This is a genomic window from Nonomuraea sp. GTA35, assembly GCF_041950525.1.
In the GTDB taxonomy this organism is placed as follows: domain Bacteria; phylum Actinomycetota; class Actinomycetes; order Streptosporangiales; family Streptosporangiaceae; genus Nonomuraea.
This window is the reverse complement of record NZ_JBGNUV010000004.1, coordinates 242,436-269,009: the sequence shown is the minus strand read 5'-3', so window position 1 is coordinate 269,009 and position 26,574 is coordinate 242,436. Positions and strand designations below refer to the sequence as shown.

20 protein-coding genes are annotated in these 26,574 nt (G+C 71.3%); 11 read left to right on the top strand and 9 right to left on the bottom strand.

Going from position 1 to position 26,574, the window contains the following annotated elements:
* Nucleotides 1-193: 193 nt before the first annotated feature.
* The 3 genes from ACBJ32_RS19685 (at nt 194) to ACBJ32_RS19675 (ending at nt 10,548) form a co-directional block, all read left to right on the top strand.
* Nucleotides 194-3,403 (top strand): LamG-like jellyroll fold domain-containing protein, encoded by a 3,210-nt coding sequence (locus ACBJ32_RS19685; protein ID WP_375127947.1) that lies wholly within the window; start codon nt 194-196, stop codon nt 3,401-3,403.
* A gap of 36 nt (nt 3,404-3,439) precedes the next feature.
* A complete protein-coding gene (locus ACBJ32_RS19680; RefSeq protein WP_375127946.1) occupies nt 3,440-9,679 on the top strand; it encodes an RHS repeat-associated core domain-containing protein in 6,240 nt (2,079 codons plus the stop codon).
* Between the two features lie 110 nt (nt 9,680-9,789).
* Nucleotides 9,790-10,548, top strand: coding sequence for an SDR family NAD(P)-dependent oxidoreductase (locus ACBJ32_RS19675; RefSeq protein WP_375127945.1), 759 nt, complete (start codon nt 9,790-9,792; stop codon nt 10,546-10,548).
* An 82-nt stretch (nt 10,549-10,630) separates the two neighbouring features.
* On the opposite strand, the gene ACBJ32_RS19670 is transcribed toward ACBJ32_RS19675, so the two are convergent.
* Nucleotides 10,631-11,113: a CAP domain-containing protein gene (locus ACBJ32_RS19670; RefSeq protein ID WP_375127944.1), complete on the bottom strand. Its 483-nt coding sequence runs from the start codon at nt 11,111-11,113 to the stop codon at nt 10,631-10,633.
* A gap of 219 nt (nt 11,114-11,332) precedes the next feature.
* Here ACBJ32_RS19670 and ACBJ32_RS19665 point away from each other — a divergent pair, with 219 nt between their 5' ends.
* Nucleotides 11,333-12,076 (top strand): alpha/beta fold hydrolase, encoded by a 744-nt coding sequence (locus tag ACBJ32_RS19665; RefSeq protein WP_375127943.1) that lies wholly within the window; start codon nt 11,333-11,335, stop codon nt 12,074-12,076.
* A gap of 54 nt (nt 12,077-12,130) precedes the next feature.
* On the opposite strand, the gene ACBJ32_RS19660 is transcribed toward ACBJ32_RS19665, so the two are convergent.
* The 3 genes from ACBJ32_RS19660 to mce all read right to left on the bottom strand — a co-directional run bounded on the left by ACBJ32_RS19660 (nt 12,131) and on the right by mce (nt 15,387).
* The gene (locus ACBJ32_RS19660; RefSeq protein WP_375127942.1) at nt 12,131-13,327 is read right to left on the bottom strand and encodes an AI-2E family transporter; all 1,197 of its coding nucleotides are present in this window, start codon (nt 13,325-13,327) and stop codon (nt 12,131-12,133) included.
* Between the two features lie 137 nt (nt 13,328-13,464).
* On the bottom strand, nt 13,465-14,760 hold the full coding sequence (locus tag ACBJ32_RS19655; protein ID WP_375127941.1) for a DivIVA domain-containing protein: 1,296 nt from the start codon (nt 14,758-14,760) through the stop codon (nt 13,465-13,467).
* 204 nt (nt 14,761-14,964) lie between these two features.
* Nucleotides 14,965-15,387, bottom strand: a complete 423-nt coding sequence (gene mce, locus ACBJ32_RS19650; RefSeq protein WP_357875730.1) for a methylmalonyl-CoA epimerase — start codon at nt 15,385-15,387, stop codon at nt 14,965-14,967.
* Nucleotides 15,388-15,473: 86 nt separating this feature from the next.
* Between mce and ACBJ32_RS19645 the strand changes: the two genes are divergently transcribed.
* The gene (locus tag ACBJ32_RS19645) at nt 15,474-16,661 is read left to right on the top strand and encodes an acetyl-CoA C-acetyltransferase (RefSeq protein ID WP_375127940.1); all 1,188 of its coding nucleotides are present in this window, start codon (nt 15,474-15,476) and stop codon (nt 16,659-16,661) included.
* Nucleotides 16,662-16,724: 63 nt separating this feature from the next.
* On the opposite strand, the gene ACBJ32_RS19640 is transcribed toward ACBJ32_RS19645, so the two are convergent.
* Nucleotides 16,725-17,099: a nitroreductase family deazaflavin-dependent oxidoreductase gene (locus tag ACBJ32_RS19640; RefSeq protein WP_375127939.1), complete on the bottom strand. Its 375-nt coding sequence runs from the start codon at nt 17,097-17,099 to the stop codon at nt 16,725-16,727.
* Nucleotides 17,100-17,165: 66 nt separating this feature from the next.
* On the opposite strand from ACBJ32_RS19640, the gene ACBJ32_RS19635 reads away from it, so the two are divergent.
* Nucleotides 17,166-17,861: a TetR/AcrR family transcriptional regulator gene (locus tag ACBJ32_RS19635; RefSeq protein ID WP_375127938.1), complete on the top strand. Its 696-nt coding sequence runs from the start codon at nt 17,166-17,168 to the stop codon at nt 17,859-17,861.
* Between the two features lie 9 nt (nt 17,862-17,870).
* Here ACBJ32_RS19635 and ACBJ32_RS19630 read toward each other — a convergent pair whose 3' ends face one another.
* Complete coding sequence (locus ACBJ32_RS19630; RefSeq protein WP_375127937.1) at nt 17,871-18,260, bottom strand: hypothetical protein; 390 nt, start codon at nt 18,258-18,260, stop codon at nt 17,871-17,873.
* A 213-nt stretch (nt 18,261-18,473) separates the two neighbouring features.
* On the opposite strand from ACBJ32_RS19630, the gene ACBJ32_RS19625 reads away from it, so the two are divergent.
* Together ACBJ32_RS19625 and ACBJ32_RS19620 are read left to right on the top strand one after the other, a co-directional pair.
* Complete coding sequence (locus tag ACBJ32_RS19625; RefSeq protein ID WP_375127936.1) at nt 18,474-19,895, top strand: hypothetical protein; 1,422 nt, start codon at nt 18,474-18,476, stop codon at nt 19,893-19,895.
* A 179-nt stretch (nt 19,896-20,074) separates the two neighbouring features.
* Nucleotides 20,075-21,181, top strand: a complete 1,107-nt coding sequence (locus tag ACBJ32_RS19620; RefSeq protein WP_375127935.1) for a hypothetical protein — start codon at nt 20,075-20,077, stop codon at nt 21,179-21,181.
* Nucleotides 21,182-21,464: 283 nt separating this feature from the next.
* Here the strand turns inward: ACBJ32_RS19620 and ACBJ32_RS19615 are convergent, their stop codons facing one another.
* The 3 genes from ACBJ32_RS19615 to ACBJ32_RS19605 form a co-directional block, all read right to left on the bottom strand.
* Nucleotides 21,465-21,617 carry a hypothetical protein gene (locus ACBJ32_RS19615; RefSeq protein ID WP_357875716.1) on the bottom strand — a complete coding sequence of 51 codons (153 nt, stop codon included), beginning with the start codon at nt 21,615-21,617 and terminating at the stop codon, nt 21,465-21,467.
* Between the two features lie 154 nt (nt 21,618-21,771).
* Nucleotides 21,772-22,443: a DUF4230 domain-containing protein gene (locus ACBJ32_RS19610; RefSeq protein WP_357875714.1), complete on the bottom strand. Its 672-nt coding sequence runs from the start codon at nt 22,441-22,443 to the stop codon at nt 21,772-21,774.
* A gap of 28 nt (nt 22,444-22,471) precedes the next feature.
* On the bottom strand, nt 22,472-24,160 hold the full coding sequence (locus tag ACBJ32_RS19605) for a hypothetical protein (RefSeq protein WP_375127934.1): 1,689 nt from the start codon (nt 24,158-24,160) through the stop codon (nt 22,472-22,474).
* A gap of 230 nt (nt 24,161-24,390) precedes the next feature.
* Between ACBJ32_RS19605 and ACBJ32_RS19600 the strand changes: the two genes are divergently transcribed.
* From ACBJ32_RS19600 to ACBJ32_RS19590, 3 genes are read left to right on the top strand one after another with little or no spacing between them, the layout of a single operon-like run.
* Entirely contained in the window at nt 24,391-24,942 is a 552-nt protein-coding gene (locus ACBJ32_RS19600) for a MarR family winged helix-turn-helix transcriptional regulator (RefSeq protein WP_375127933.1), read from the top strand.
* On the top strand, nt 24,926-25,867 hold the full coding sequence (locus ACBJ32_RS19595; RefSeq protein WP_357875708.1) for a tetratricopeptide repeat protein: 942 nt from the start codon (nt 24,926-24,928) through the stop codon (nt 25,865-25,867). The genes ACBJ32_RS19600 and ACBJ32_RS19595 overlap by 17 nt, the downstream gene beginning before the upstream one ends.
* A 9-nt stretch (nt 25,868-25,876) precedes the next feature.
* Nucleotides 25,877-26,506, top strand: coding sequence for an AAA family ATPase (locus tag ACBJ32_RS19590; RefSeq protein ID WP_375127932.1), 630 nt, complete (start codon nt 25,877-25,879; stop codon nt 26,504-26,506).
* Nucleotides 26,507-26,574 lie beyond the last annotated feature (68 nt).

Here is a 26,574-nt window from a genome sequence, read left to right as displayed (position 1 = left end):
GAAGAAATCTTTGAGCAGAATGACCAGAACTATGGACCCCGTGGACGGGCCGGAGTGAGAATCCGATCGTCAACAGAAGATCGTGGAGACGCCGGGCGGCCTCCTGCCCCGGGCGTAATCCCTGCTCGGCATGGGCGAGGCACGTATGCGGGTAGTGCATGGACTGGTCGCGGCGGCGTTATCTATCACGGCATTGACGGCCCCCCAACCGGTGGCCGCGCAGGACGAACCCGAGCGGCCCGCGGCCGCTCAACCAGCGCAGGAGCGGGCCGCGGTGGCCGCGGCGCGCACCGCCGGCAAGCCGGTCGAGGTGGAGTCGCTGCGCAGCGAGACGCGCACGGTCTTCGCCCAGCCCGACGGCACGATGACCATGGAGCTGAACGTCCGGCCCGTCCGGGTGCGCAAGGACGGCCGCTGGGTGCCCGTGGACACCACGCTGCGCCTGCGCCCCGACGGCGCGGTGGAGCCGGTCGCCGCCGCGGTGGACCTGGCCTTCTCCGGCGGCGGCAGCGCGCCGCTGGCCCGCCTGTCGCGCGGCGCCAAGTCGATGGAGCTCGGCTGGACCGGCGCGCTGCCCAAGCCCACGCTGAGCGGCGACACCGCCACCTACGCCGAGGTCATGCCGGGCGTGGACCTCCAGGTCACCGCCGACGTGGACGGCTTCTCGCACCTGCTGGTGGTCAAGTCGCGGGCCGCCGCCGCGGGGCTGACCGAGCTGACCTACCCGCTCACGGCCGACGGCCTGACGCTGGAGGCCGACAGGGCGGGCAACCTGGAGGCCACCGACGAGAACGAGGGCACGATCTTCATCGCGCCCACCCCGAAGATGTGGGACTCCCAGGGCATCACCAGCCCGAAGGCGCTGAGGGAGGGCCGCTCGCCCGAGGCCCGCGAGGCCACGATGGGCGTGGAGCTGAAGGGCAGGAACCTGCGGCTCAAGCCCGACCTGCGGATGTTGTCGGACGCGAGGACGAAGTTCCCCGTCTACCTGGACCCGTACTTCTCGGCCGCCCGCGGCTCGTGGACGGCCGTCTGGAGCAACTGGCCCAACTCCAACTACCTCAACTCCAGCGACGTCGCGCGGGTGGGCCACGTCGAGTCGCAGAAGAACCGCTCGTTCTTCAACATGGCCACGGGCTCGACCATCCACGGCAAGCAGATCATCAAGGCGACGCTGCGCACGTACGAGACGTGGTCGTACTCGTGCAGCGCCCGCAAGGTGGAGGCGTGGGGCACCGGCGCCGTCACCAAGAGCACCACGTGGAACAACCAGCCGTCGTGGACCAGGCTGCTCGCCACGGTGAACGTCGCCAAGGGCTGGGGCGCGAGCTGCCTGCCCGGCGGCGTGGAGTTCGACGTCACGTCGTGGATCGCCGACGCCGCCGCCAAGAAGTGGTCGCAGGCCACCATCGGCCTGCGGGCCACCAGCGAGACCGACGTCTACGCGTGGAAGAAGTTCAAGAACAACCCGAGCCTGGTCATCGAGTACAACTCGCTGCCGGCCGACCCGCTCGCCGCCGACGTGTGGTCGGACCCGGGCGGCCCCTGCGTCTCCGGTGACGGCCGCCCGATCATCGCCACCGCCGCGCCCAAGCTGTGGGCCAAGCTCAAGGACACCGACAACTCGGTCAAGGGCCGCTTCGAGTGGTACAACGCCGCCGGCGTGAAGACCGGCGAGTACGTCACCCCGCTCGGCTCCACCGGCACCGCCTTCTCCGCCACGATCCCGCAGACCCTGTACGCCGACGGCTCGCTGATCCGCTGGCGCGTCCGCGCCGAGGACGGCAAGGCCACCAGCGCGTGGAGCCCCTGGTGCGAGGCCACCGTGGACGCCACCGCCCCCGGCAGGGAGCCCGAGGTCTCCTCGCCCGAGTACACCGAGAACGGCTGGAGCGACGGGGTCGGCCTGCCCGGCAGGTTCTCCTTCGGCCCGAACGGCGTCGCCGACGTGGCCGCCTACGTCTGGGGCCTGGACACCACGCCCACGACCGTGGTCGCCCCCGGAGCGGACGGCAGGGCCACGATCGCGGTGACCCCGCGCCACGACGGCCCGAACGTGCTGGCCGTGCGCAGCAAGGACCGCGCGGGCCAGCTCGGCCCGATCCGCACCTACGTCTTCAACGTCAACTCGGGCAGGGGCCCCAGCGGGCACTGGACGATGGACGACGGCCAGGGCGCCACGGCCGCCGACGCCACGGGAGCGCACCCGGCCACGCTCAGCGGGGCCACCTGGACCACGGGCAAGACCGGCACCGCGCTCAAGCTGGCCAACTCCTACGCGCAGACCGCGGCCCCCGTCATCGACACCAGCCGCAACTTCACCGTCACCGCCTGGGCCCGCCTGACCGGCAACGCCGCCTCCGCCACCGCCGTCACCCAGGAAGGCGGCAGGACGGGCGCGTTCGCCCTGCAGTACGCCAAGGCCAACGACCGCTGGGCGCTGACCCTGGCCGGTTCGGACACCGACGGCGCGCCCGCCGTGCGCGCCCTGTCGGCCGCGGCCCCGCGGCTGAACGAATGGACCCACCTGGCCGGCGTCTACGACTCGGCGGCAGGCCAGATCTCCCTGTACGTGAACGGCCGGCTGGAGGGCACGGCCGCCGTCACCAACCCCTGGAACGCCACGGGCCCCCTGACGATCGGCCGAGGGAAGGTCGGCGGGGCGGCTTCGGACCACTGGCCCGGGGACGTCGACGAGGTGCGCGCCTACGGCCGCGCGATGTTCGCCGACGAGGTCGCCGATCTGGTCAACAGCGCTGCCACGCTGGTGGGCCACTGGACGCTGGACGAGGAGTCCGGCACGTCGGCGGCCGACTCCTCGGGCCGGGCGACCGCCGCGACGCTGTCCGGAGCCGCCTCGTGGACATCGGGCTGGCTGGACGGGGCCCTCGCGCTCGACGGCGTGAACGGCCACGCCCAGACGAGCGCGCCCGCCGTCAACACCAGGACCGGCTTCACCGTCGCCGCCTGGACCCAGCTCGACTACCTGCCCACCCGCGACACGGCAGCCGTGGCACAGCCGGGCGGCCGGGCCGCCGGGTTCCAGCTCGGCTTCGACAAGGAGCAGGGGCGGTGGACGCTCGGCATGGCCGCCGCCGACACCGACACCGCCGCCCTCGTACGGACCCGCTCCGACGCCATCCCCAACCCGCTGGAGTGGACCCACATCGCCGGCGTGTACGACGCGCTGGCCGGTGAGCTCCGCGTCTACGTCAACGGCCGCCTGTCCGCCACCACCGTCACCGATCACCTGAGCACCTGGAACGCCACCGGCCCGCTGCAACTGGGCCGGACCAAGGCCGCGGGCGTCTTCACCGGCCACTGGCCGGGAACCGTGGACGACGTCCGCACCTACGACGGCGTCCTGAGCGCCGAGCAGATCGCCCAGCTAGCAGCCCAGTAAGTCTCCCTTTCCGCACCCTCACTCTGGGAGAGGTACATGGACCCGCAGGATGAGTTCGACCTGCCCGAATCCCGCTGGAATCGTTTACCCGAACCCGACGAACCCCACCTGCCCGACACGTCCTGGAACACCTTCCGGGACGTGGCCAGGCCCGAGTCCCCGTGGCCGCGCCGCCTGGCGGCCGCCCTCTCGATGGTCCTCGTGCTGCCCCTGGTCAACGCCATGCCCGCGGCGGCCGAGTCCCGCTCGGCCCCGTCGGTGCAGAAGGAGACCCCGGTCAAGGGCACGAGCGTGCCGGTGCAGCCGCCGCCGGCCGACCCCGTGCAGAAACAGGCGTGGCAGGCGCCGCCGGCGGTCACCTGGCCCAAGCCGCAGAAGGCGGAGCTCGGCAGGGCCAAGGCCCTGGCCGGGTTCCCGGTGCAGGTGGCCGCCGACCGGAGCAGCAGCGACCCGGTCAGCGTGGAACTGCTGGAGACCGACCGTCTCGGCCTGGCGATGCGGGTGTCGCCGGGCCAGGGTGTCGCGGTCGCCACCGCCAAGGCCGCGAAGAAGACCGAGCTGAAGATCGACTACTCCGGTTTCCGCTACGCCTACGGCGGCGACTACGGCGCCCGCCTCGGCATGGTCAAGCTGCAGGAATGCGCGCTGAAGTCGGCCACCGCCACGGCGGGCTGCCCGCGGCCGGAGCCGGTCAAGAGCGCCAACGACCCGAAGGCGGGCACGCTGACCGCCGAGGTCGAGACCGGCGCCGTGTACGCCCTGGCCGCCGCACCCTCCGGCCAGTCGGGCGACCACTCCGCCACCTCGCTGGCGCCCTCGGCCGACTGGAGCGTCGGCACCCAGACCGGCGACTTCTCCTGGAACTACGAGCTGCGCACCCCGCCCGCGCTGGGCGGCGAGGAGCCCGAACTGTCGCTCGGCTACTCCTCGCAGAGCGTTGACGGGCGCACCGCCTCCACCAACAACCAGGCGTCCTGGGCCGGTGAGGGCTTCGAGCTGAACCCGGGCGGCTACATCGAGCGCCGATACAAGCCCTGCATGATCGACGGCAAGAAGACCGGCGACCTGTGCTGGGACCAGGACAACGCCGTCCTGTCGCTGGGCGGCTCGTCGATCGAGCTGATCAAGGACGCCACGACCAAGCAGTGGCGGCCCAAGCGCGACGACGGCACCCGGATCGAGGCGCTGACCGGTGCCACGAACGGCGACAACAACGGCGAGCACTGGCGGGTGACCACCGCCGACGGCACCCAGTACACCTTCGGCCTCAACCGCCTGCCCGGCTGGGTGAGCGGCAAGGCCGAGACCAAGTCGGTGCAGACGGTACCGGTGTTCGGCAACAACAGCGGTGAGCCCTGCTACAGCAGCACCCCGGCCAACGCCTGGTGCCAGCAGGCCTACCGGTGGAACCTCGACTACGCCGTGGACACCCACGGCAACGCCACCACCTACTGGTACGCCCAGGAGAAGAACTACTACGGCCGCAACTCCAAGCCCGAGCTGGGCACGGTGTACGACCGGCACGCGTACCTCACCCGCATCGACTACGGCTACCTGAGCAGCGAGCTGTTCACCAAGCCCGCGGCGTCCCGGGTGCTGTTCGAGGTGGCCGAGCGCTGCCTGCCCAGCGGCACCGTCACCTGCGCGCCCGCCGAGCTGAAGAAGGAGACCGCGAGCCACTGGCCGGACGTTCCGTTCGACCAGATCTGCGACGCGGGAGTGAAGTGCGTCGACCGCCTGGCGCCGACGTTCTTCAGCCGCAAGCGGCTGACCAAGGTCACCACCCAGGTGCTCAACGCCGCCGGGCAGTACTACGCGGTCGACTCCTGGGCGCTGGCCCACCAGTTCCCGGCCACCGGTGACGGGCTGAGCCCGGCGCTGTGGCTGGCCTCGATCCAGCAGACCGGCCACGTGGGCGGCACGATCACGCTGCCGAAGACCACGTTCAAGGGCGTGCAGCTGCCCAACCGGGTGGACGCCACCGAAGGCCGCGCCCCGCTGGTCAAGTGGCGCGTCCAGGCCGTCGACAACGGCACGGGCGGCGAGCTGCGGGTCAACTACAAGGCCGCCGACTGCCAGGCCGGCGCGCTGCCCGCCGCCGACAAGAACACCAGGCTCTGCTTCCCGCAGCGCTGGGCCCCGCCGAACGAGGCCGAGGTCACCGACTGGTTCCACAAGTACGTGGTGGCGCAGACGGTCGAGGTGGACCGCGTCGCGGCCGCGCCCGCCGTGGTCACCAGCTACGAGTACCTGGACGGCGCCGCCTGGCGCTACGCCGACAACATCCTGGTCAAGCCCGAGCACCGCACGTGGTCGGACTTCCGCGGGTTCGGCAGGGTACGGGTGCGCGAGGGTGACGGGCAGGACACCAAGCGCACGCTGACGGAGTTCCGCTACTTCCGCGGCATGCACGGCGACAAGCAGGCCGACGGCTCCAAGCGGAGCGTGCAGGTGGAGGACTCCGAGGGCGTCAAGCTGGACGACCTCGACCAGTACTCGGGCTTCGAGCGCGAGGAGATCCTGTACGACGGCGACGGCGGCGCCCTGCTGAAGGCCACCGTCGAGGCGCCCTGGTCGGTCAAGACGGCCGAGTCCACGCAGGGCGGCGTCACCAAGGCCGCGTACGTGGTCGAGGCCGAGTCCATGGTCACCCGCACGGCGCTGCCCGGCGGCAAGTGGCGGCGCACCGGCGAGGCGCGCACGTACGACGCCAAGGGCCTGCTCACCCAGGTCGAGGAGAAGGGCGACCTGGCCAGCACGGACGACGACCGATGCACCCGCTACACCTACGCCCGCAACGACACGAGCTGGATGCTCGACTACACCAGCCGCGTCCAGAAGGTGGCCGCGCCCTGCGCCACGTCCGTCTCCACGCTGGCCGCCGGAGAGCTGATCTCCGACGAGAAGGTCCAGTACGACGGCAAGGCGTTCGGCCAGGCGCCGAGCAAGGGTGACGTGACCTCGGTGCAGCAGACCGTCAACGCCGACGGCCAGACGATCACCGACACCACGCACACCTACGACGTCTACGGCCGCGAGACCAGCGAGACCGACACGGTCGGCACCAAGACCGTGACCAGCTACACCCCGGCCACGGGCGCCCTGGCGACCGAGATCAAGGAGACCAACGACCTCGGCCACGTCGATCGCACGTTCATCGAGCCGGCCTGGGGCGAGCCCGTCGCCGAGGTCGACACCAACAACCGCCGCGTCGACATGGAGCACGACGCGCTGGGCCGCCTGACCAAGGTCTGGCAGCCCGACCGCAGCAAGGCGGCAGGGCAGTCGCCCAGCACCGAGTACTCCTACCTGATGCGGGCCGACGGCCCCAGCGTCGTCACCACCAGGACGCTGCGCGCCGACGGCGGCTACACCGAGAGCCACGAGCTGTACGACGGCCTGATGCGCGAGCGCCAGACCCAGGAACCCGCGCCCACCGACGACCAGACGCAGGACCCGGCGCTGCGCGACGGCCGCACGATCACCGACACCTTCTACAACTCCCAGGGCGAGGACTACAAGCAGAACACCGGCTACTTCGCCACCGGCGCCCCCACGACCACCCTGCTCGCGGTGGCCGACGCGGACGTGCCGAACCAGGTCGTGACGCTGTTCGACGGCGTGGGCGACGTCAACGCCCAGCTCCTCAAGGCCAAGGGCGTGGAGAAGTACCGCGTCACCGCCAAGGACGAGGGCGACCGGATCCACATCACCCCGCCGCCGGGCGGCACGGCGACGACCCGCATCGGCGACGCCGAGGACCGGCTGATCGAGCTGCGCCAGTACAAGGGCGCGACCCCGACCGGCGAGTACGAGTCCACCAAGTACACCTACGACCACGCGGGACGCCTGTCCACGGTGACCGACCCGGCGGGCAACGTCTGGCGCCACCACTACGACTTCCGCGGCCGGGAGATCAAGACCGAGGACCCGGACAAGGGCGTCACGACGATGACGTACAACGACGCCGACGAGCTGGTCTCCACGACCGACTCGCGCGGCAGGACGCTCTGGTACGGCTACGACGCCCTCGGCCGCAAGACCGAGATGCGCGAGGGTTCGGCGAGCGGCACGCTGCTGGCCGAGTGGAAGTACGACGCCCTGGCCAAGGGGCACCTGAACGCCAGCATCCGGTACGTGGACGGGCAGGCGTACAAGGCGGAGATCAACGCCATCGACGTCGACTACCGCCCGCTGCGCGAGACCGTGACCGTCCCGGAGCGGGAGGGCAAGCTGGCGGGCTCCTACCAGCTCAACACCCGCTACACGCTCGACGGCCAGGTGCAGTCGGTCAGCTTCCCGGCGGGTGGCGGGCTGGCGGAGGAGCAGGTCGTCTACAGCTACGACGCGCTCAGCCAGCCGGTCAAGGTCACGGGCCTGTCGGCGTACGTGAGCGCGACCCGCTACTCCAAGCTCGGCGAGACCCTGCAGTACGAGCTGGGCGACAACGGCAGGAAGACCTGGCTCACCTACACCCACGACGAGTCCACCCGCAGGCTGACCAGCATGCGGCTGGACCGCGAGGGCACGACCAAGACCGACCTGGACGTCAACTACACCTACGACGCCATCGGCAACATCACCAAGATCAATGACAGGGCGAACCAGGACACGCAGTGCTTCACCTATGACCATCTGCGCCGGTTGACCTCGGCGTGGACGGCCACGGACGACTGCGCGAGCGGCTCGCCCCAGTCCGGCACGATCGGCGGCGTGGCCCCGTACGCGGTCAGCTACGCCTACGACGTCACCGGCAACCGGATCAAGGAGACCAAGCACGCCTTCGGCGGCGGGGGCGAGCAGGTGCGCGACTACACCTACCCCGAGCCGGGCGGCAAGCAGCCGCACGCGCTGCAGGCTGTCGGACAGGACCTGTTCGAGTACGACGCGGCGGGCAACACGACCAGGCGCAAGGTCGGCAACTCCGACCAGAGCCTGGTGTGGGACGCCGAGGGCAACCTGGAGTCGGTGACCGAGGCCGGCAAGACCACGTCGTTCGTCTACGACGCGGACGGCGACCGCCTGCTCCGCAAGACGCCCACCGACGCCACGCTCTACATCGACGACATGGAGCTGCGTCTCGACTACGCCAAGGACGCCGTCGAGCAGACCCGCTACTACACCATCGGCGGCGAGGCCATCGCGGTGCGCACGCCGGACAACCAGGTCTACCTCATGGCCAACGACCACCAGGGCACCGCGCAGGCCGCGGTGAACGCCGGCAACGGCGAGCTGGCCGTACGCAGGCAGACCCCGTTCGGCGAGGACCGGGGCTCGCCACCGCCGTGGTGGCCGGGGCAGCGCGGGTTCGTCGGCGGCACGAAGGACGCCTCGACCGGGCTCGTCCACCTGGGCGCCCGCGAGTACGACCCGAGGTTCGGTCGGTTCCTGTCGGTCGACCCGATCATCGACGACACCGATCCGCAGCAGCTCAACGCCTACGCCTACGCCAACAACAGCCCCGTCACCATGAGCGACCCCGACGGTCAGCTGTTCTGGTTCGCCGTCGGCATCGGCGTCCGCGTCGGTGCTCGTTACCTGCTGAAGAAGGCGGCCCAGCGCCGTCTGCGGCAGCTCGCGATCAAGAAGGCCAAGGAGGCTGCCAGGAAGCGGAAGATGGAGGAGATGAAGCGGAAGCTCAGGGAGGAGGCCAAGAAGCGGGCCAGAGAGGCGGAGAAGAGGCGGAAGGCCGCCGAGGCCAAGCGCAAGCGGCTGGCCGAGGCCAGGAGGCGCGCCAGGGAGAAGGCCGAGCGGGCCCGCGAGGCGGCGGCGAAGCGGCGAGCCGCGGCCAGGGCCCGCCGGGAGATCAGGAAGGCGGGTCGCGAGGCGGCGGCCAAGCGGCGCATGGCGCAGGCGGCCCAGCGGCGCAACCACCGGGCCGGCCAGCTCCCGCGCGGCATCCAGCACGCGCGCTCGCGGCCCGCCAGGCGGCCCACGAGCCACCGCTCCGTCCAGCGGCAGTCGCCGCCGAAGGCGACCAGGCAGCCGGCACAGCCACGGCCGAGCCAGGTCTACCGCAACGACGGCAGCGTGCAGCCGACCCAGTCGTACACCGTGTACGGCAACGGCCGCATGTACCCGCAGGGCAGGCCGCCGTCGAACCTGCCGAACAGCGGCGGCAGCGGCCAGGGCCAGAAGCAGATCTTCCGGCCCGAGAAGATCGAGATGGAGGTCAACACCAGGCGAGGGGCCATGGGTCACCTGGGCATGCGTGGCGGGAAGCTCGGCGACGACGTCGCCGACTTCCTCGACACCTTCCTGGGCGGCCTCGGCTGACCCCGATCTCCGAGCGACCGGCGCGGGACCTTCGCGGTCCCGCGCCGGTGGCGCTTTCTGGGGAGATGTCCATAGAATCTTGTTCGGTTTCCGGCCATGGAGGAGGCGGCGTGGGCGCGTTCGATCTCGCGGGCAAGCAGGCCCTGATCACCGGGGCGTCGAAGGGGATCGGGCGGGCCATCGCGCTCGCGTACGCCGAGGCGGGGGCCGACGTGGCGCTCGTCTCCCGCTCCGCCGGGACGCTGGCCGAGGTGGGCAAGGAGATCGAGGCGCTGGGGCGGCGCGCGGTCGTCATCCCCGCCGACCTCACCGACCGCGAGGCCGCCGCCTCCGCCGTCGCGGCCGCGATCGACGGGCTCGGCCACCTCGACATCGTCGTCAACAACGCGGGCGGGTCGAACTTCCTGGTCGAGTTCAAGGACCTGCGGCTGTCCGGGTGGGACAAGCTGATGCGGCTCAACCTCGACTCCGCCATGGCCGTCTGCCACGCGGCCGCCCCGCACCTGCTCGGCCGGGGCGACGGGGTGGTCATCAACGTGGCCTCCGTCGCCGCGCTCGGCGCGCCCCTGCTCGCCCCCTACGCCGCAGCCAAGGCCGGGCTGGTGGCGCTGACCAAGACGCTGGCCGTGGAGTGGGCGGGCTCCGGCGTGCGGGTCAACGCCCTGTGCCCCGGGTGGACGGCCACCGACCTCAACCGCAACCTGTGGGAGGACGAGGCGTCGAGCTCCGCCACGGTGGCGAGCGTGCCGATGCGGCGGTGGGGGACGGCGGAGGAGATGGCGCAGCCGGCCGTGTTCCTGGCCAGCGCGGCGTCGGCGTACATGACGGGGCAGGTGCTGTTCATCGACGGGGGCGCGACCGCCATCTGAGCGCGCCGATGGCACGTCGGCGGGGGTGCGTACCGCTGCCTGGGCGCGCCGGCGGTGTGTTGGCGGGGTGACCGCCGGCTGGTCACGCCGGGGGCACGTTCTCCTCGTACTCGCCGTCCACGTTGCCCGGGGGCTCGAAGACGAAGACGATGTAGGTCTCGTAGTGGGCCTGGCCCTGGCCGGCCACGCGGGCGGCGCCCATCGCCTTGCTGGCCTTCCAGACGAGCTGGCTGAAGTGGCAGGGGCGCGGATCATCCCAGTCGTAGCCCGCGCACTGGGCGTACCAGCCGGCCACCGCTTCGGCGGCCTCGCTCATCTCCTCGCCCTCGCTCCTGAACACGATCTCGCCGGTGCCCGCCCGCACGGGCCCGTACGCGGCCTGCCGGGAGATCTCGGCCGCCCGGGTCTTGGCGTACTCGACCAGGAGCGGGTCCATGACGAGGGGCGGGGCGTGGTGGCGGTCGCGGCGCGCGTTCGTCTCGCGCAGCGCCTGGAGGAGGAAATCGGCGTTGGTGGCGTCGGGAAGCGCGGGTCGGGTGCCTGCCATGCCTGTGGGACCTGTCATGCCTTGTCACCTCGGAATGCACGTCGCTGTGCCTGGATTGTGCGCGTGAATTATTCGTCGGGCAATGTCAGATTTATGGCGAATACTGGCTAAGTGTGGCTTTTGTCGGCATAGTCGGGGGCGATCGGCATGAACCATTGAGTGATTGTCGCCGTGAACCGGGCTACCGTGTGATCCGTGCAGCTCTACACGAGATCTGCCGGGACCGGGATCCCGGTTGTGCTGCTTCACGCGTTCCCGCTGTCGTCGGCCATGTGGCTGGCGCAGCGGGAAGGGCTGGCCAAGGTCTGCCGGGTCATCACCCCGGACCTGCGCGGCTTCGGCGGGTCGCGGCTGGGCGAGGACGAGCCCTCGCTGGACCTGATGGCCGACGACGTCGCCAGGCTGCTCGACGAGGAGGGCATCGACAGGGCGGTCGTCGGCGGGCTGTCGATGGGCGGTTACGTGACCATGGCGTTCTGCCGCCGGCACCCCGACCGGGTGCTCGGGGTGATCCTGGCCGACACCAAGGCCGGCGCGGACCCGCCCGCGGCGCGGGACAACAGGGAGCGCATCGCGCAGGCGGTGCTGTCCGGCGGCAGCGAGGTGCTGGTCACCGAGGTGCTGCCCGCGCTCATCGGGCGGACCACCAGGGAGCGGCGGGCGATGGTGTTCGGCCGGGTCAAGGGGCTGGTGCAGTCCGCGCCGCCCGGCGCGGTGGCCTGGGCCCAGCGGGCCATGGCCGCCAGGCCCGACTCGTTCGAGACGCTGAACGGGCTCAAGGTGCCGCTGCTGATCATCGTGGGGGAGGAGGACGAGCTGTCACCGCCTTCCGACGCCGACGCGATGGCGCAGGCCGTGCCGGAGGGCAAGGTGGAGATCATCCCGAAGGCGGGGCACCTCAGCGCGGTCGAGCAGCCGGAGGCGTTCAACACGGCCGTGATCGGGTTCCTCGAGACCGAGCTCGGCGGGGTGCGGAGGTAGGCCGGGGCCCGATGCCGCCGGGGCGGCATCGGCCCGCGGGTCAGTGCGAGGAGGTCACACCTGGTCCTGGTGCGGGAGCACCAGCTCGCGGATGATCAGCGCGATCGCCGCGGCCACCGGGATGGCCAGCAGGGCGCCGACGATGCCGAGCAGCGCGCCGCCGAACAGCGCGGCGATCACCGTCACCGCCGGCGTGACGTTCACCGAGTGCTTCATCACCCTGGGGTAGATGAGGTAGTTCTCGACCTGCTGGTAGGCCACGAAGAAGATGGCGCACGCGATCCCGGCGGGCCACGAGTCGAGCAGCGCGACCGCGGTCACCAGCACCGCGCCGATCGTCGCGCCCACCAGCGGGATCAGGTCCGTCAGCGCCACGACCAGGGCGAGCGCGAGCGCGTACTGCACGCCCGCGATCGACAGGAAGATCCACGTCACCACGCCCGCGATGACCGAGATGAGCACGTTGCCCGCCACGTACCCGCCGATGCCGCGGAGGATCTCCTCCGTGATCGCGCGCGTCCGCGTCCTGCGCGAGGACGGTACGAGCTTGAGCAGGTAGTCCTTGATCGTGTGCAGCGAGCCGAGGAAGTACAGCATGAGCACCAGCAGCGTCACCGTGGTGAACACGCCGTTGAGCACCACCAGCCCCGCGCCCATGATGCCGGTCGCCAGCGACGGCCCCAGCGTGCCCGTCACGAACGTCCTGATTTGCGGGAGGATCTGGTAGTCCTGGTCGAGCTGACGCAGCGTCGGATGGTTGCTCAGCTCCGTGAGGTAGCCCGGCACCGCGTCGATGAACTCGGTGAGCTGCTTGCTGACCGGCGGCACGATCGCCAGCCCGAACAGCGCGAACGCCACGATGACTCCGGCGAACACGATGGAGATCGCGCCCCGCCTGGCCAGGCCGCGCCGGTGGAGGGCCTCGACGGCCGGGTTCAGGCCGACCGCCAGGAACATCGCCACGACGATCAGGATGATCGTGCTCAGCGAGGCCACGATCATCTGGGCCAGCGCGATCGCCGTCAGCACACCCAGGCCGCCGACCAGGCCGAAGAGGAAGGGGCCGCGGGCGAGCGGCTTGCCGGGCAGCCCGTACGACCCGGGGCCGGCCTCGTCCTGCGCCTTCCCCTGGGCCTTCCCCTGGGCCTTCCCCTGGGCTTTCTCCCGTGCCTTCTCTGGGGCCTCGGGCTCCTGGGGGCGGTCTTCTTCCTGCGTGGTCGCCGGCTCGACGTCTGCGGACAAGGGGGACACTCCAGGGGGATCGGCAACACAGCATGACGGACTCGTACCACTTCGTACACGCCCGACGGCAAAGAGAGAGCCTAGCGACCATTCGGCCGCCAGGCTCTCCCCAGCCGTCGTTCAGCCCCGTGTCGTGATCGCCGGCGTTACTCCTGCCACCACTCCGCGTCGTCGTCGGCCTTCTTGACCTCCACCTTGGGCGCGGGGGTCGTGGGCGGAGCGATCGGCTCGGCCGCAGCGGGCGCGGCGAGCGCGGGCTTCGGCGGGGCCGCGGTGACCGCGGGCTCCGGCTCCATGCCCGGCAGGGCGGCGCCGCCGAGGAGCTGGCGGAGCTGGGCCAGGTGGCTGGTGATGCTGTCACGCTGGCGGGTGAGCTCGTCGACCTGGCGCTGCATCGCCGTACGGGTGCGCTCGGCCTCGTTCTTCGCCTCGGTGACGATCGTCTCGGCGCTCGACTTGGCGTCGGCCACGATGGTCTCGGCGCTCTTGCGGGCGTTCGCGACGAGCTGCTTGGCGTGCAGGTCGGCCTCGCGGCGGGTCTGCTCGGCCTGCTGCGTGGCCTTCGTGGCCCGCGACTCGGCGGTGGCGGCACGCTGCTCGGCCTCGGCGACCAGCTTCTGCGTGGCGGCCTGGGCGGTGGCGTGGCGCTCGGCCTCCTGGCGCTCGGCCTCCTCGCGGCGGGAGGCGAGCTGGATCTCGAACTCCGCCTCGTCCTGCGCCCGCTTGGCCTCCGACTCCTCCAGCACCCGCTGCGCCTGCGCGCGCATCTCGTCGGCCTGCCGCTTGGCGGTGGTCAGCACCTCGTCACGCTCGCGCTTGGTGGACGCGCGCAGCTGCGCCACCTCGCGCTCGGTGGTGGTGCGCAGCTTGGCGATCTCCCGCTCGGCGTCGGCCCGCTTCTCCGCCACCTCGTGGTCGGCGGTGGCGCGCAGCTTGGCGGCCTCCCGCTCGGTGGTGTTGGTCAGCTCGTCGGCCTCGCGGCGCGCGGTCGAGCGGATGTCCTCGGCCTCCCGCTCGGCAGTCGTCCGCATCTCGTCGCTCTCGCGCGTGGCCTGGGCGCGCTTCTCGGCGGCCTCGGCCTCGGCGGCGGCGCGCACGTCGGCCGCCTCGACCTTGGCGGCGGCCTTGATCTCGTTCGCCTCGGACCTGGCGGCCTGGACGAGCTCGGTCGCCTGCTCCTCGGCCAGCCGGAGCAACTGCTCGATGCGGGCGCCCAGACCGGAGTAGGTGGGGCGCTCCTGCTCCTGCAACTGGCGCTGGGAGTCGGACAGGTCGCGCTGGAGGCTGGCAACCTGCTCGCGGGCCTGGCGTAGCTCCCCGTCGAGCTGCTTGAGGTGATCGTGGACCTGATGCCGGTCGTAACCCCGGAGCACCACGTCGAACTCGCGTGCGGGGGCGTCCTCGAAGAAGTTGTTGAGCTGGGCGTCGATGTCGGACTGCATGGAGGCTCGATCCTGGGTTGTCGAGACGGCTACACGGGCCGGACGGGGGGTTCGGGGCATCCGTACCAGGAGCCTGTGCCTCTCGGCAGGCCCCATGTCCGGTGGAAGGTCAAGCGTACTCCGCTGGTGCCACCTGCGAAGCCCCGTCCATCTTTATGCGTGACTAGTTACATATGAACGTTTTTTACGTTTTGTGGGGGTTTGTTAATGCTTGGCCGCTTGGACCAGCTCTGTCAGCATCCCGCCCACATCCTTGGGGTGCAGGAACGCGATCTGCGACCCCATCGAGCCGTGGCGGGGGCGCTCGTCCAGCAGCCTCACACCCTTCTCGCCGATCCTGGCCATGGCCTCCTCGACGTCCGGAACCCCGAACGCCACGTGATGGACGCCTTCGCCCCGCTTCGCCAGGAATTTTCCCACAGGCGAGTCGTCGGAGAGAGGCTCCAGGAGCTGAATGTAGGAGCCCCCGCCTTCGCCGTCGGCGATGTGCAGCATCGCCTCCTTGACGCCCTGCTCCTCGTTGACCTCCCTGGCCACGACCGTGAGCTCGAACGTGCGGGAGAAGAGCTCGATCTTCTCCTCGAGGTCACGACAGGCGATCCCGATGTGGTCGATCCGCATGAACATGTGTGGCCTACCTCCATGGCGAGCGACGTCGTACTCGTGGGTATCGTGTCAAAAGACCGGACGCGCGAGCACAGGAGGCCGTTGTCATGTCCAGTTCCGTCATCGTCGCCGGAGCTCGCACCCCCATCGGAAAGCTCCTCGGCTCCCTGTCCGGCCTCCCGGCCGTCGAGCTCGGCGGCATCGCGATCAAGGCCGCCCTGCAGCGGGCCGGGGTCGCGCCCGAGGCCGTCGAGTACGTCATCATGGGCCAGGTCCTCCAGGCCGGCGCCGGGCAGATCCCCTCCCGCCAGGCCGCCGTCAATGCCGGCATCCCCATGACCGTCCCCTCGATCACCATCAACAAGGTCTGCCTGTCGGGCCTCGACGCCATCGCCCTGGCCGACCAGCTCATCAGGGCCGGCGAGTTCGAGATCGTGGTGGCCGGCGGCATGGAGTCCATGACCAACGCCCCCCACCTGCTGCCCGGCCTGCGCAAGGGCGTCAAGTACGGCGGCTCGCAGGTGGTCGACTCGATGGCGCACGACGGCCTGTTCTGCGCCTTCGACCAGTGCGCGATGGGCGAGTCGACCGAGCGCCACAACACCCGCCTCGGCATCGGCCGCGAGGAGCAGGACGCCCTGTCGGCCCGCTCCCACCAGCTCGCCGCCGCCGCCGCCAAGAACGGCGTCTTCGAGGAAGAGATCGTCCCCGTGGAGATCCCGCAGCGCCGCGGCGAGCCGCTGGTCGTCAAGGAGGACGAGGGCGTACGCGGCGACACCACGGCGGAAACCCTCGCCAAGCTGCGCCCCGCCTTCGCCGCCGACGGCACCATCACGGCCGGCTCGGCCTCCCAGATCTCCGACGGCGCCTGCGCGGTGGTCGTCATGTCCAGGGCGAAGGCGGAGGAGCTCGGCCTGCCCTGGCTGGCGGAGATCGGCCGCCACGGCAACGTCGCCGGTCCCGACGCGTCCCTGCAGTCGCAGCCGGCCAACGCCATCAAGCACGCGATGTCCAAGCAGGGCGTGACGGCGGCCGACCTGGACCTGGTGGAGATCAACGAGGCGTTCGCCAGCGTGGTGCTGCAGTCGGCCAAGGAGCTGGGCGTGCCGCTGGACAAGGTCAACGTCAACGGCGGCGGCATCGCCCTGGGGCACCCGATCGGGGCGTCGGGGGCCAGGATCGTGCTGACGCTGGCGTACGAGCTGAAGCGGCGGGGCGGAGGGCTGGGCGCGGCGGGTCTCTGCGGAGGCGGCGGCCAGGGCGACGCCCTCCTCATCACCGTCCCCAGGTCCTGACGCTCCGTGCCGCGGGCCGCAGGCGCTTGATCAAGGTGCCTGCGGCGCGCGGGGCGCCCGTCCTCAGCCCGCGGCCAGGTCCATGCGAAGGAACTCGGTGATCCGCAGCACCCTCGGCGGCCGGGCCACCTCGTCGGGCAGCGCCCGGAACGCCTCGTCCTTCCCGATGACCCGCGGCGAGGTGAGCTCCACCTCCCGCCCGTCGACCCTGAGCCGCGCCCCATCGGCGGCCAGCACGTTCCGCACCCAGTCCGAGCCCGACCCGTACACCAGCACGAACAGGTAGCCTCCCGCGACGGGATGCGCGTCGAGAGGGGTGCGGTACGTGGCGCCGGAGACGCGCCCGACGTGGATCAGCACCGGCGACTTCCCGGCGGCGAGCGTGAGGGGGTTGAACACCCGCTTGTTCACGTGCCCCCACCATCTCGGCATCGGCATCGCGACCCCCTCCTCTTACGCGCGTAAGGTGACTTACATGTGTAAGACTGGCTTACGCTCGTAAGGTTGTCAATCGCCGAATCCGCCGGAGCCGTCGTGTCACCACCATCGCAACCGCTCAGCAGGGATCTCGTGCTCGAAGCGGCGATCCGGGTCGCGGACCGCGGCGGGGCGGAGGCGATCACGATGCGCAAGGTGGCGCAGGAGCTGGGCGTGGAGGCGATGTCCCTCTACCACCACGTGCCGAACAAGGACGCGATCCTCGACGGCGTGGTCGACATGGTGTTCGCGGCGATCGAGCTGCCCGGCGCCGAGCACGCCGACTGGCGGGAGACGATCCGCGCGCGGGCCTTCTCCGCGCGTGAGGTGCTGTCGCGGCACAACTGGGCCCTCGGCCTCATGGACTCCCGCCGCGACCCCGGGCCGGCCACGCTGCGCCACCACGACGCCGTCCTCGGCGTCCTGCGCAGGGCCGGGTTCACGCTGCCGATGGCCGCGCACGCCGTCTCGCTCATCGACAGCTACATCGGCGGGTTCGTCCTCCAGGAGGCCAACCTGCCGGTGATGACGCCGCACGACGTCGAGGAGGTGGCGGGCAACATCCTGGAGCACCTGCCGGCGGACGAGCTGCCGTACCTCACCGAGATGATCGTCGACCACGCCATGCGGCCGGGCTACGACTACACCAGCGAGTTCGGCTACGGCCTGGACCTGATCCTGGACGCGCTGGAAGCCCGGCGGGGACCCGGCGGCCAGACGTGAGAGCGCCGGCTATGGCCGCCGTTCCTCGTTGATCGTCTGGTCGCCGCCGGCCTGGTAGACGCGTCCCTGCCCGGACGCCTCGGCACGCATGTGGATGTTGGTCGCGCCGTCGCCCGTGGAGATGACGCCTGAGTTGTCGCCCCCGATGGCGACCGATCCCGGCCCCGACGCCGTCGCCCCGGGCCCGGAGGCCCGCTCGGGCTCGTCGTTCGCCGGCGCCGGACGGCTGCGCAGGCCGTGGATCGCGACCCCCAGCCCGGCCACGGTGAAGAAGAGCCCGATCACGCTCGCCAGCTTGTCGGCGTTGTCGAGGCCGACCCGTACGAAGGAGTAGACCAACGCCGCCGCTGCCACCACCGCGACCGCGGCCCCGCCCCACACCAGCACCCGCTTGCGCATACCGGCATCATCGGCCTTCAACGCCCGTGAGCACAATGCGAACGGACGCAGGTGCGCGCGGGCGGCTCGGGTGACCCCGCTGGACTCCCCTGTACGGGGCGGCGCCGCGCGAGCCGGGGGAGGACTGCGGCAGGGCGGCCGTCAGGTGAACACCGGCAAACGAACTCGCGTGACCGTATTGTCGGCAGAGGTCCCCGATATGAAGATCAGGGAGTGCCTCACATCGGAGCCATTCCCGCCGCGCTCGCCCTCGCCGCATCAACGCTGCTGACCGGCGGAAACATCAACGCGTCGGCAGACGTCCCGTTACCCTCGGCGGTCTTCCGCGCCACCCACAACAGCTACTCGGGCAACCTCGGCGGCGCCAGGAACTCGATCGCCTACCAGCTCGACCACGGCATCCGCTTCATCGAGCTCGACATCCACGACAACGGCTACGCCACCTCCCGCGACTACGCCGTCGGCCACGACTCCCCGGGGAACCAGGTCGACCACGCCGGGAACCCCGCCTCGAACCTGCTGCGCGACTGGCTCGGCGTCATCGACGCCTGGTCCGCGCGGCATCCCACCGCCGCGCCGATCGTCGTCGCCCTGGACGTCAAGGACGACCTGACCGACAACACCTCGTACGCCGCGGGCAACCTGGCCGCGCTCAACCAGCAGCTCACCTCCGCCTTCGGCGCACGGTTGTACCGGGCCGAGGACTACCCGGCGAGCCCGCCGACGGTGGACGAGCTGCGCGGCCGCGTCCTCGCGGTGATCTCCGGCGACGGGAGGACCCGCAGCGCGTACCGGCGCGACCTCGGCCACAACCCGGCCGTCGCGATCAACGGCCGCGGCCAGGTGGTGGAGGTGCACGACTCGGGCTCGGGCGACCTGTGGTACTGGACCGGCGTGTACGGCGCCGACGGCCGCGTCACCTGGCTGCGCCACGGCAGGTACGACAGCGGCGTCACCCCCGCCGTCGCGCTGAACGACCACGGCGACCTGGTCGAGGTCCACCAGTCCCAGACCGCGACCACGCTGTGGTACCGCGTCGGCCGGCTCGGCGCCGACGGCGAGATCACCTGGTCGGCCAGCCGCAAGTACGACGACGGCGTCCTGCCCACGATCAGGTTCACCGACCCGGCCGGCACGCGGCTGCGCGAGATCCACCGCAGCCAGAGCTCCAGCCAGAACTGGGAGTGGGGCGGCGTGCTCGACGCCGGCGCCATGTCGGTCTCGTGGAGCGGCAACGCCAGGACCTCCGACGCCCGCCACGACAAGACCACCTCGGCCAGCGGCACGGCCCGCGTACGCGTGTGGACCGGCGCCGACGGTCCCACGCCCGCGCAGACGCTGCGCGTCGACACCGACAGGCACACCGGGGACCGCGTCCGCTACCGGCAGATCGCCTTCGGCGAGTTCCAGCAGGGGGACGGCGCGGAGCTCCAGCAGGGGGCGCTGTTCCACGCGGCGCCGGCGGGCCAGTCCTCGTTCCTCACAGCGGCGCTGCGGGCGGGGAAGCTGGCCCGAGGCTGGGGCTTCAACTCGGCGGGCAACGCCACCGACCCGCTGGCCAGCTATCCGGCGACCGACCGCCCGTTCGACGGCTGGTACCGGGACCTCCTGACGCGGTCGGGCGCCGTGGAGTAGTCACACCATAGAGCCGTCACGGACAGTATTCATTGATTACGGAGCGTGCTCATAATGGAGTCACACCGACCAGAGAAGGCCCAAGCGCCACAGTAAGAGCGTCGACTCCACCAGCCTCGTCCTCCTGGCAGAGGTCATCCGCTCTCGTCGAGAGCACCTGTTGGAGCGGAGGATCCCCCATGCCCCCTGACGATCCGTTCGTCCTCCCCGTCCCGTACCAGCCCGCTCCCGCCCGCCTCAGCCCGCACGCCGACGCCGCGTTCGCCCACTCCACGGCCTGGGCCAGGACGACGGGCCTGCTCGACTTCGTGGACGGGCGAGGGGTGCGGGTCTGGGACGAGGACCGGTTCGTGTCCATGGCGATCCCGCTGCTGGCCGCGTACGGCCATCCGGACGCCGCCCCCGCGGAGTTGCGGCTGGCCTCCGACTGGTACGTCTGGGCGTGCTGGTTCGGCGACCACTTCACCCAGGTGTTCAGGCGGCCGGGCGCCTACCGGCAGGCGAAGGCGTACCTGCGCCGGCTGCGCCGCTTCACCCCGCCGGGCTCCCCGCGCACGCCGCGCCCGGCGAACCCGGCCGAGCGCGGGCTCGCCGACCTCTGGCCCCGTACGTTCGCCGGGGCCTCGCCGGGATGGCGGCGCAGGTTCGCCGCCGGCACGCAGGGGCTCATGCAGGGCTGCCTGCGCGAGCTGGAGAACGCCAGGGACGGCCGCGTCCTCAAGCCCATCGAGCACATCCGCCTGCGCCGCGCCTGCGGGGGTGCCCCGTGGGTGGCGGATCTCGTCGAGCGGGTCGCCGGCGCCGAGGTGCCCGAGAAGGTCGCGGGCACGCGGCCGGTCAGGGTGCTGCGCGACACGTTCTCTGACGGGGTGCACCTGCTCAACGACCTGTACTCCTACCGGCGGGAGGCCGTCGAGGAAGGGACGCACGACAACGGGGTGGTGGTGCTGCGGCGGTTCCTGGGCTGCGGGGCGCAGGAGGCCGCCGACCGGGTGAACGACCTGCGGACGTCCCGGCTGCGGCAGTTCGAGAGCGCGGCGCTGACGGAGCTGCCGCCGCTGGTGGAGGAGTGCGGGCTGGATCCGGAGGAACGGGGCAGGATCGCCCGGTACGTCCAGGGCCTGCGGGACTGGCAGGCCGGGGCGTGCGCATGGCATCGGCGCTCCGGCCGCTACCTCGACCTCGGCCCCGCCTCCCGGGCGAGCCGGCGGATCGAGATGCCGGCGGGGCACGCCAGCGCGGCGCCCGCGCCCAGCGATCAGGGCGTGCAGCGCGAGCCCCTCTGAGCCGCCGGCGCGCCCGCCATCCTGTCCGGGCGGGCTCGAGGGCCGGCCGTGACGCTGGTCCGGGCACGAGCACCGGCCGTGACGCTTGTCCGGGCGGGCGCGAGGGCCGGCCGCGATCCTGGTGCGGACAGCGCGAGGCCCCGGTCCGACCAGGAATGGACCGGGGCCTCGTGGCGTCGTGCCGCCGGCTCGACCAGGATTCGGGCCAGGGCGCCGTAGCCCCCCTAAGGGGGCGTTTCAGCCCGGCCGCGAGGGAGGATGCGGCCGGGCTGCTTGTGGGCGGTCATGAGACGAGGAACCGGGCGAGGACCGAGCGGTTACGGCGCTCGGCCGGCCGGCTCTTGCTCGCCTCGCGTACGCGCCGCTGCTCGGCCGCGGCCTGGCGCAGCTCGGCCGCGTGGTGCTGCATCACGGAGTATTCGAGTTCGGCGTTCATCCGACTTGCTCCCTTGTCTCGTTCCCTGCACTCTCAAGGTTCGTCCTAAGGCCCCCTCCGGCACATCGGGCGTATGCCTTATCTCTCGGCATAAGCGCAGATAGGGAGGTACTTAGGTGGGCGCACCGGATGACTAAGGCGCAGGTGAGGGTGCTTAGGGCTCGTCGGTGAACTTGACCGTGACCTTGGTGAAGCCGAGCGATTTCAGCATGCCCGACAGCATGGCCTTGGTGTTGGCGTCGGCCCTGGCCCGCAGGTCGCTGGCCACGGCGGCCTCGGTGATCTTCTTCTCGGCCAGGAGGTAGAGCTCCCGCTGGTCGGTGGGGGAGCCCGACAGGAAGTCGCTCACCCGGTCGAACAGGCCGCGCTGCTGGGCGAAGACGTAGGAGCGGCTGTTGTCGAGGTTCGGTTTCTCGAGCTGGGCGCGCGGCACCAGTACGGTCGCCTGGGTGCGGTCCTCCGAGACGGTCACACCGTTCGCCGCCAGGCCGGAGAAGTCCACGTAGGCGTCCACCCCGCCCGCCCCCACGAACAGCGTGCGGGTGCCCTTGATCGCGTCGGGCAGGAAGTTGGCGTCCTTCTCCAGGTCCACGACCACCTGGAAGGTCCCCGTCGCGGCCTCGAACCGGCTCAGGTCCTTGATGGACTGCAGGAGCACCGGCTGGCTGCGGTCGATGCTCTGCTCGCCCAGCGGGTTGACCCAGGACCAGGCCAGCCGGCCGCCCACGACGAGCAGGACCGCCAGCACCAGGAGGCCCGCCAGATATCGCCACCGGCGGCGCCGCCCGGGGGTCACCTCGGGCGACGCCGTTTGGGAAGTCGTCATGCGAGCATGACTACCCGTCAGGCGATCATCAGTGCCAGCCCTTTGGTGACATCTTCGCTCCCCAACCGTGGCCGTTTCCTTGCGGACCGCGCGCCGGGTGCTCGTGGGAGGCGGGGACCTGCTCGGCCGCCCCAGCGGTTTCGGGAGCCTGTGCCTGCTCGGAGTCCTGAGGCTCCGCCTGCGCCGGCCCTTGACCCGTCTCCTGCGCGGGCCCCCGTGCCGGCGCCTGTGCCGCCGGGGCCTCCCCGGCGGCCTGCGCCGGGACGGCCTCCTGCGGCCCGGGATCGAACACCGGCCAGCTCACCCCCGACGTGTCGGGAGTCCACCGGTCGGCGGCGGCTTCCAGGGGCTGTGCCGGCGCCGAGCCCGACACCGGCGTGCCCGGCGCGGCGCTGATCGACGTGGTGCCACCGGGCCCCGGGTACACCGGGTAGACGTGGCTCTGCTCGGGCATGGACCGCGCCTGCGGCGCCACCTGCGCGTGCGAGGGGCCGCCGCCGAAGTGCGTGCTCGACAGCCGGCAACCCTGGAAGTCGCTGTAGAACATGCGCAGCCACTCCCTGCGCTGGTGCTCGCTCCACGAGGAGAACGACGTCGTCGCGTAGTGGTGCTCGGGCAGCGGCGTGCCGGGCAGCGGCTCACCGCGCAGCCAGGCCACCACGATCTGCCGGTAACCCTCCGTGACCGCGCTCTGGCACCTGGGGGCCAGCGCCTCGATGTACTCGTGCGCCGCCTCCTCCGCGAACCCGGCGGACAGGTCCGGCACGTGCACCGGCGCGAGCCCGTTCGACGGCTTCAGCGGGTCGTCCAGCGGGCGCTGCTCCACCCGCGTGAACGCGGCGGGGGTGCCGGCGAGCCGCGAGGCGATCTGCGTGAACGCCGCCCCCAGCTCGGTCAGCCCCGCCTGCATCCCCGGGTGCACGCAGACCGTGATCGGCCACTCCTGGCAGGTGTAGGCGATGTCCACGGCCGCGGCCGGCTTCGGCTGGGCCAGCACCCGCGACACGCCCATCCCCGCGGCCAGCACCGCCAGCAGCGCGCACGCCAGCACCAGGGCCTGCCTGGTGACCAGCGCCGCCCAGCCGAGCAGCAGCGCCGCCGTGATGCCGAGCAGCCAGATCGTCTGGTCGAAGAACGGCGCCCCGTTCAGCCCCTGGAACAGGTCGTACGGCTCGCCGGTGCCCGGTGCCAGCTTGTCGGCCCACCCGCGGTCGTCGGCCAGCCACGAGAACAGCCCGTAGCAGGCCAGCCCGGCCAGCGGCGGGGTGAACGGCCGCGGCAGCACCCAGCCGGCCACCCACCCGATCACCGAGTACAACGCCAGCCCCGCCATGCCCATGGCCAGCCCGGTCAGGCTCAGCCTGCCCGCCTGGTCGGTGAGCACCGTCTTGACGGCGAGCACCAGCACCGTGGCCCCGAACGAGCCCACGACCACCATCACGATCGCCAGCGGCGCCTTGAGCGCCCGCCACGTCGTGAGCGAGCGCCCGCGCAGCGCCCGGCGCTTGCGCAGCGCCACCCAGGCGGCGAAGGCCGCCGCCACCGGCCCGGTCAGCCGGAGCGATCCGATGACCGCGGCCACGATGTTCTCCCACGCGTCCACGCCTGGAATCAGGACGTTCCACGCCGCGAACAGGCCGACAGCCAGCAGCACGGCAACCGTGACGGCCGCGCTGTGCTTCAGCTCCTCTCGTGAAACGCCCGCGTGCTCACGCACCCTTTTCCCCGTTGAAGTTCATCAAGCGCACCCCCCGTGCCCCTCGGTGATGCGGAACACGCGCGGTCCCGGCCGTCCCCACGGCCGCTGGACTTGGCATCCGCGTCACCATACGTAGGAGAACCATAACTGAGCGTGATGATTGATGTCCGGATTCTTGGTCAAGCGAAGAAGCCTGTCGCAGAGAGTGACCAGACGAACCGGGACGAGAGGCGCGCTACCGTAGCGCTGTGTCGCAGCCGAAGCCGCTCAACCTGCCGTTCGACCCGATCGACCGCGCCGCGGAGAGCTGGCGTGCTCACTTCGGGCCCTCCGCCGCCATGGCGGCCGTTACCTCGATCATGAGAGCGCATCAGATCCTGCTGTCGCAACTTGACTCGCTCCTGAAGCCATACGACTTGACCTTCGCGAGGTACGAGGGATTGGTCCTGTTGACCTTCAGCAAGACCGGCGCGCTGCCCCTGTCCAAGATCGGGGAACGTCTCATGGTTCACCCCACCAGCGTCACGAACACGGTGGACAGGCTGGAGAAGTCCGGGTTCGTCCGCCGGCTGCCCAATCCGCGCGACGGCCGCGGCGTGCTGGCCGAGATCACCGAGGCGGGCCGCGACGTCGTACGGCGGGCCACCGCCGACCTGATGGCCGCCGACTTCGGCCTCACGATGTACGCCGAGGACGAACTCCACCAGATGTTCGACCAGTTGCGCACCCTCAGGGTGGCGGCGGGTGACTTCCCGGCCTCGTCCATGCGGCAAGATGAAGGGCATGGCGGACTTCTCTAGACCCGGGTCCCTCTACGGAGCGGTGGACCTGGGCGCGCGCAAGCAGGCTCTGGAGGCGCAGGCCCGGCGGGAGGCGGCAGGTCCCCAGGCGGCCTCGTCGGCCTCCGTCGTCGACGTGACCGAGGAGACGTTCACGACCGACGTCATCGACCGGTCCATGACCGTGCCGGTGGTTCTCGACCTCTGGTCGCCCAGGGCGCCCGGCAGCGCCCAGCTCAGCCCGGTGCTGGAGAAGGTCGTCGGTGACCTCGGCGGCAGGGTCGTCCTGGCCAAGGTCAACGTCGACGCCAGCCCGCAGATCGCGCAGGCGCTGCGCGTGCAGGCGGTGCCGACGGTGCTGGCGATCTTCCAGGGGCAGGCCGTCACCGGCTTCCAGCAGGTGCTGCCCGAGCAGGAGGTGCGCCGCTGGCTCGACGAGCTGATGGGCGCGGTCGAGCAGTTCTACCAGGCCAACCCGGGCGCCCGGCCGCCCGGCGCCGAGCAGGACGGGCAGGAGGAGCCCGCGGGGCCGCCGGCCGACCCCGACATGGTGGCGGCCGAGCAGGCCATCGACCGGGGCGACTTCGACGCGGCGATCGCGGCCTACCAGCGGCTGCTGGCCCGCGCACCGGGCGACGAGGACGCCAAGATGGGGCTCGCGGGGGTCAACCTGATCAAGCGCACGGCCGAGGCCGACCCGGCCGACGTGCAGCGGCGCGCCCAGGACCCGTCCGACATCGACGCGCAGCTGCTCGCCGCCGACCTGGAGATGTTGTCCGGCGCGGTGGACGAGGCGTTCGCCCGCGTCATCGCCGTGGTCAAGCGCACCTCGGGCGACGATCGCGACAAGGCCAGGAAGCACCTGCTCGGCCTGTTCGAAGCGTTGCCCGCAGAAGACCCATCTTTGGCGAAAGCGCGCAGAGCTTTGGCCAGCGCTCTGTTCTAACCTGGAGATATGCGGGTCGTCACCATATCGGCGACATACGGCACGGCCGGCAGCCAGATTGGCCCGGCCGTCGCCGAGCGGCTCGGTGTGCCCTTCGTCGACCGCGCGATCCCCAGCGCCGTGGCCGAGGAGCTGGGCTGCACGCTGGAGGAGGCGCTGGCCTACGACGACCGGGCCGAGCACGGCCTGGCCCGGCTGTTCTCGGGCGCCGTGCGGCTGCCGACGGTCACGTTCGGCGGCGTGGACATGTACGTCCCGGGGGCGATGCCGCTCGCTCCCGAGGAGTTCGTCCGGCGCACGGAGCGCATGCTGACAGAGATGGCCCGCGACCAGGGCGGCGTGTTCCTGGGCAGGGCCGGCGCGGTGGTGCTGGCCGATCATCCGGGCGCGCTGCACGTCAGGCTCGACGCCCCGCTCCAGCGCCGCGTCCGGCAGACGGCCACCCTCGGCGAGCTCAGCGAGCGTGAGGCCCGCCGGATCATCGAGGACAACGACCGGGCCCGCAGCGCGTACGTGCGGCACTTCTACCGTGCCGATCCCGCTGATCCCTGTCGATATCACCTTGTTGTCGACAGCACGACGATCCCGGTGCCGGCGTGCGTCGAGCTGATCGTTCTGGCGGCCGAGGCGCTCGATTGACCGAGCGCCGAGTCAGGCCACGGTCAACAGCCCCTAACATGGATGCATTCTTGGTCAGTCCCGAAGGA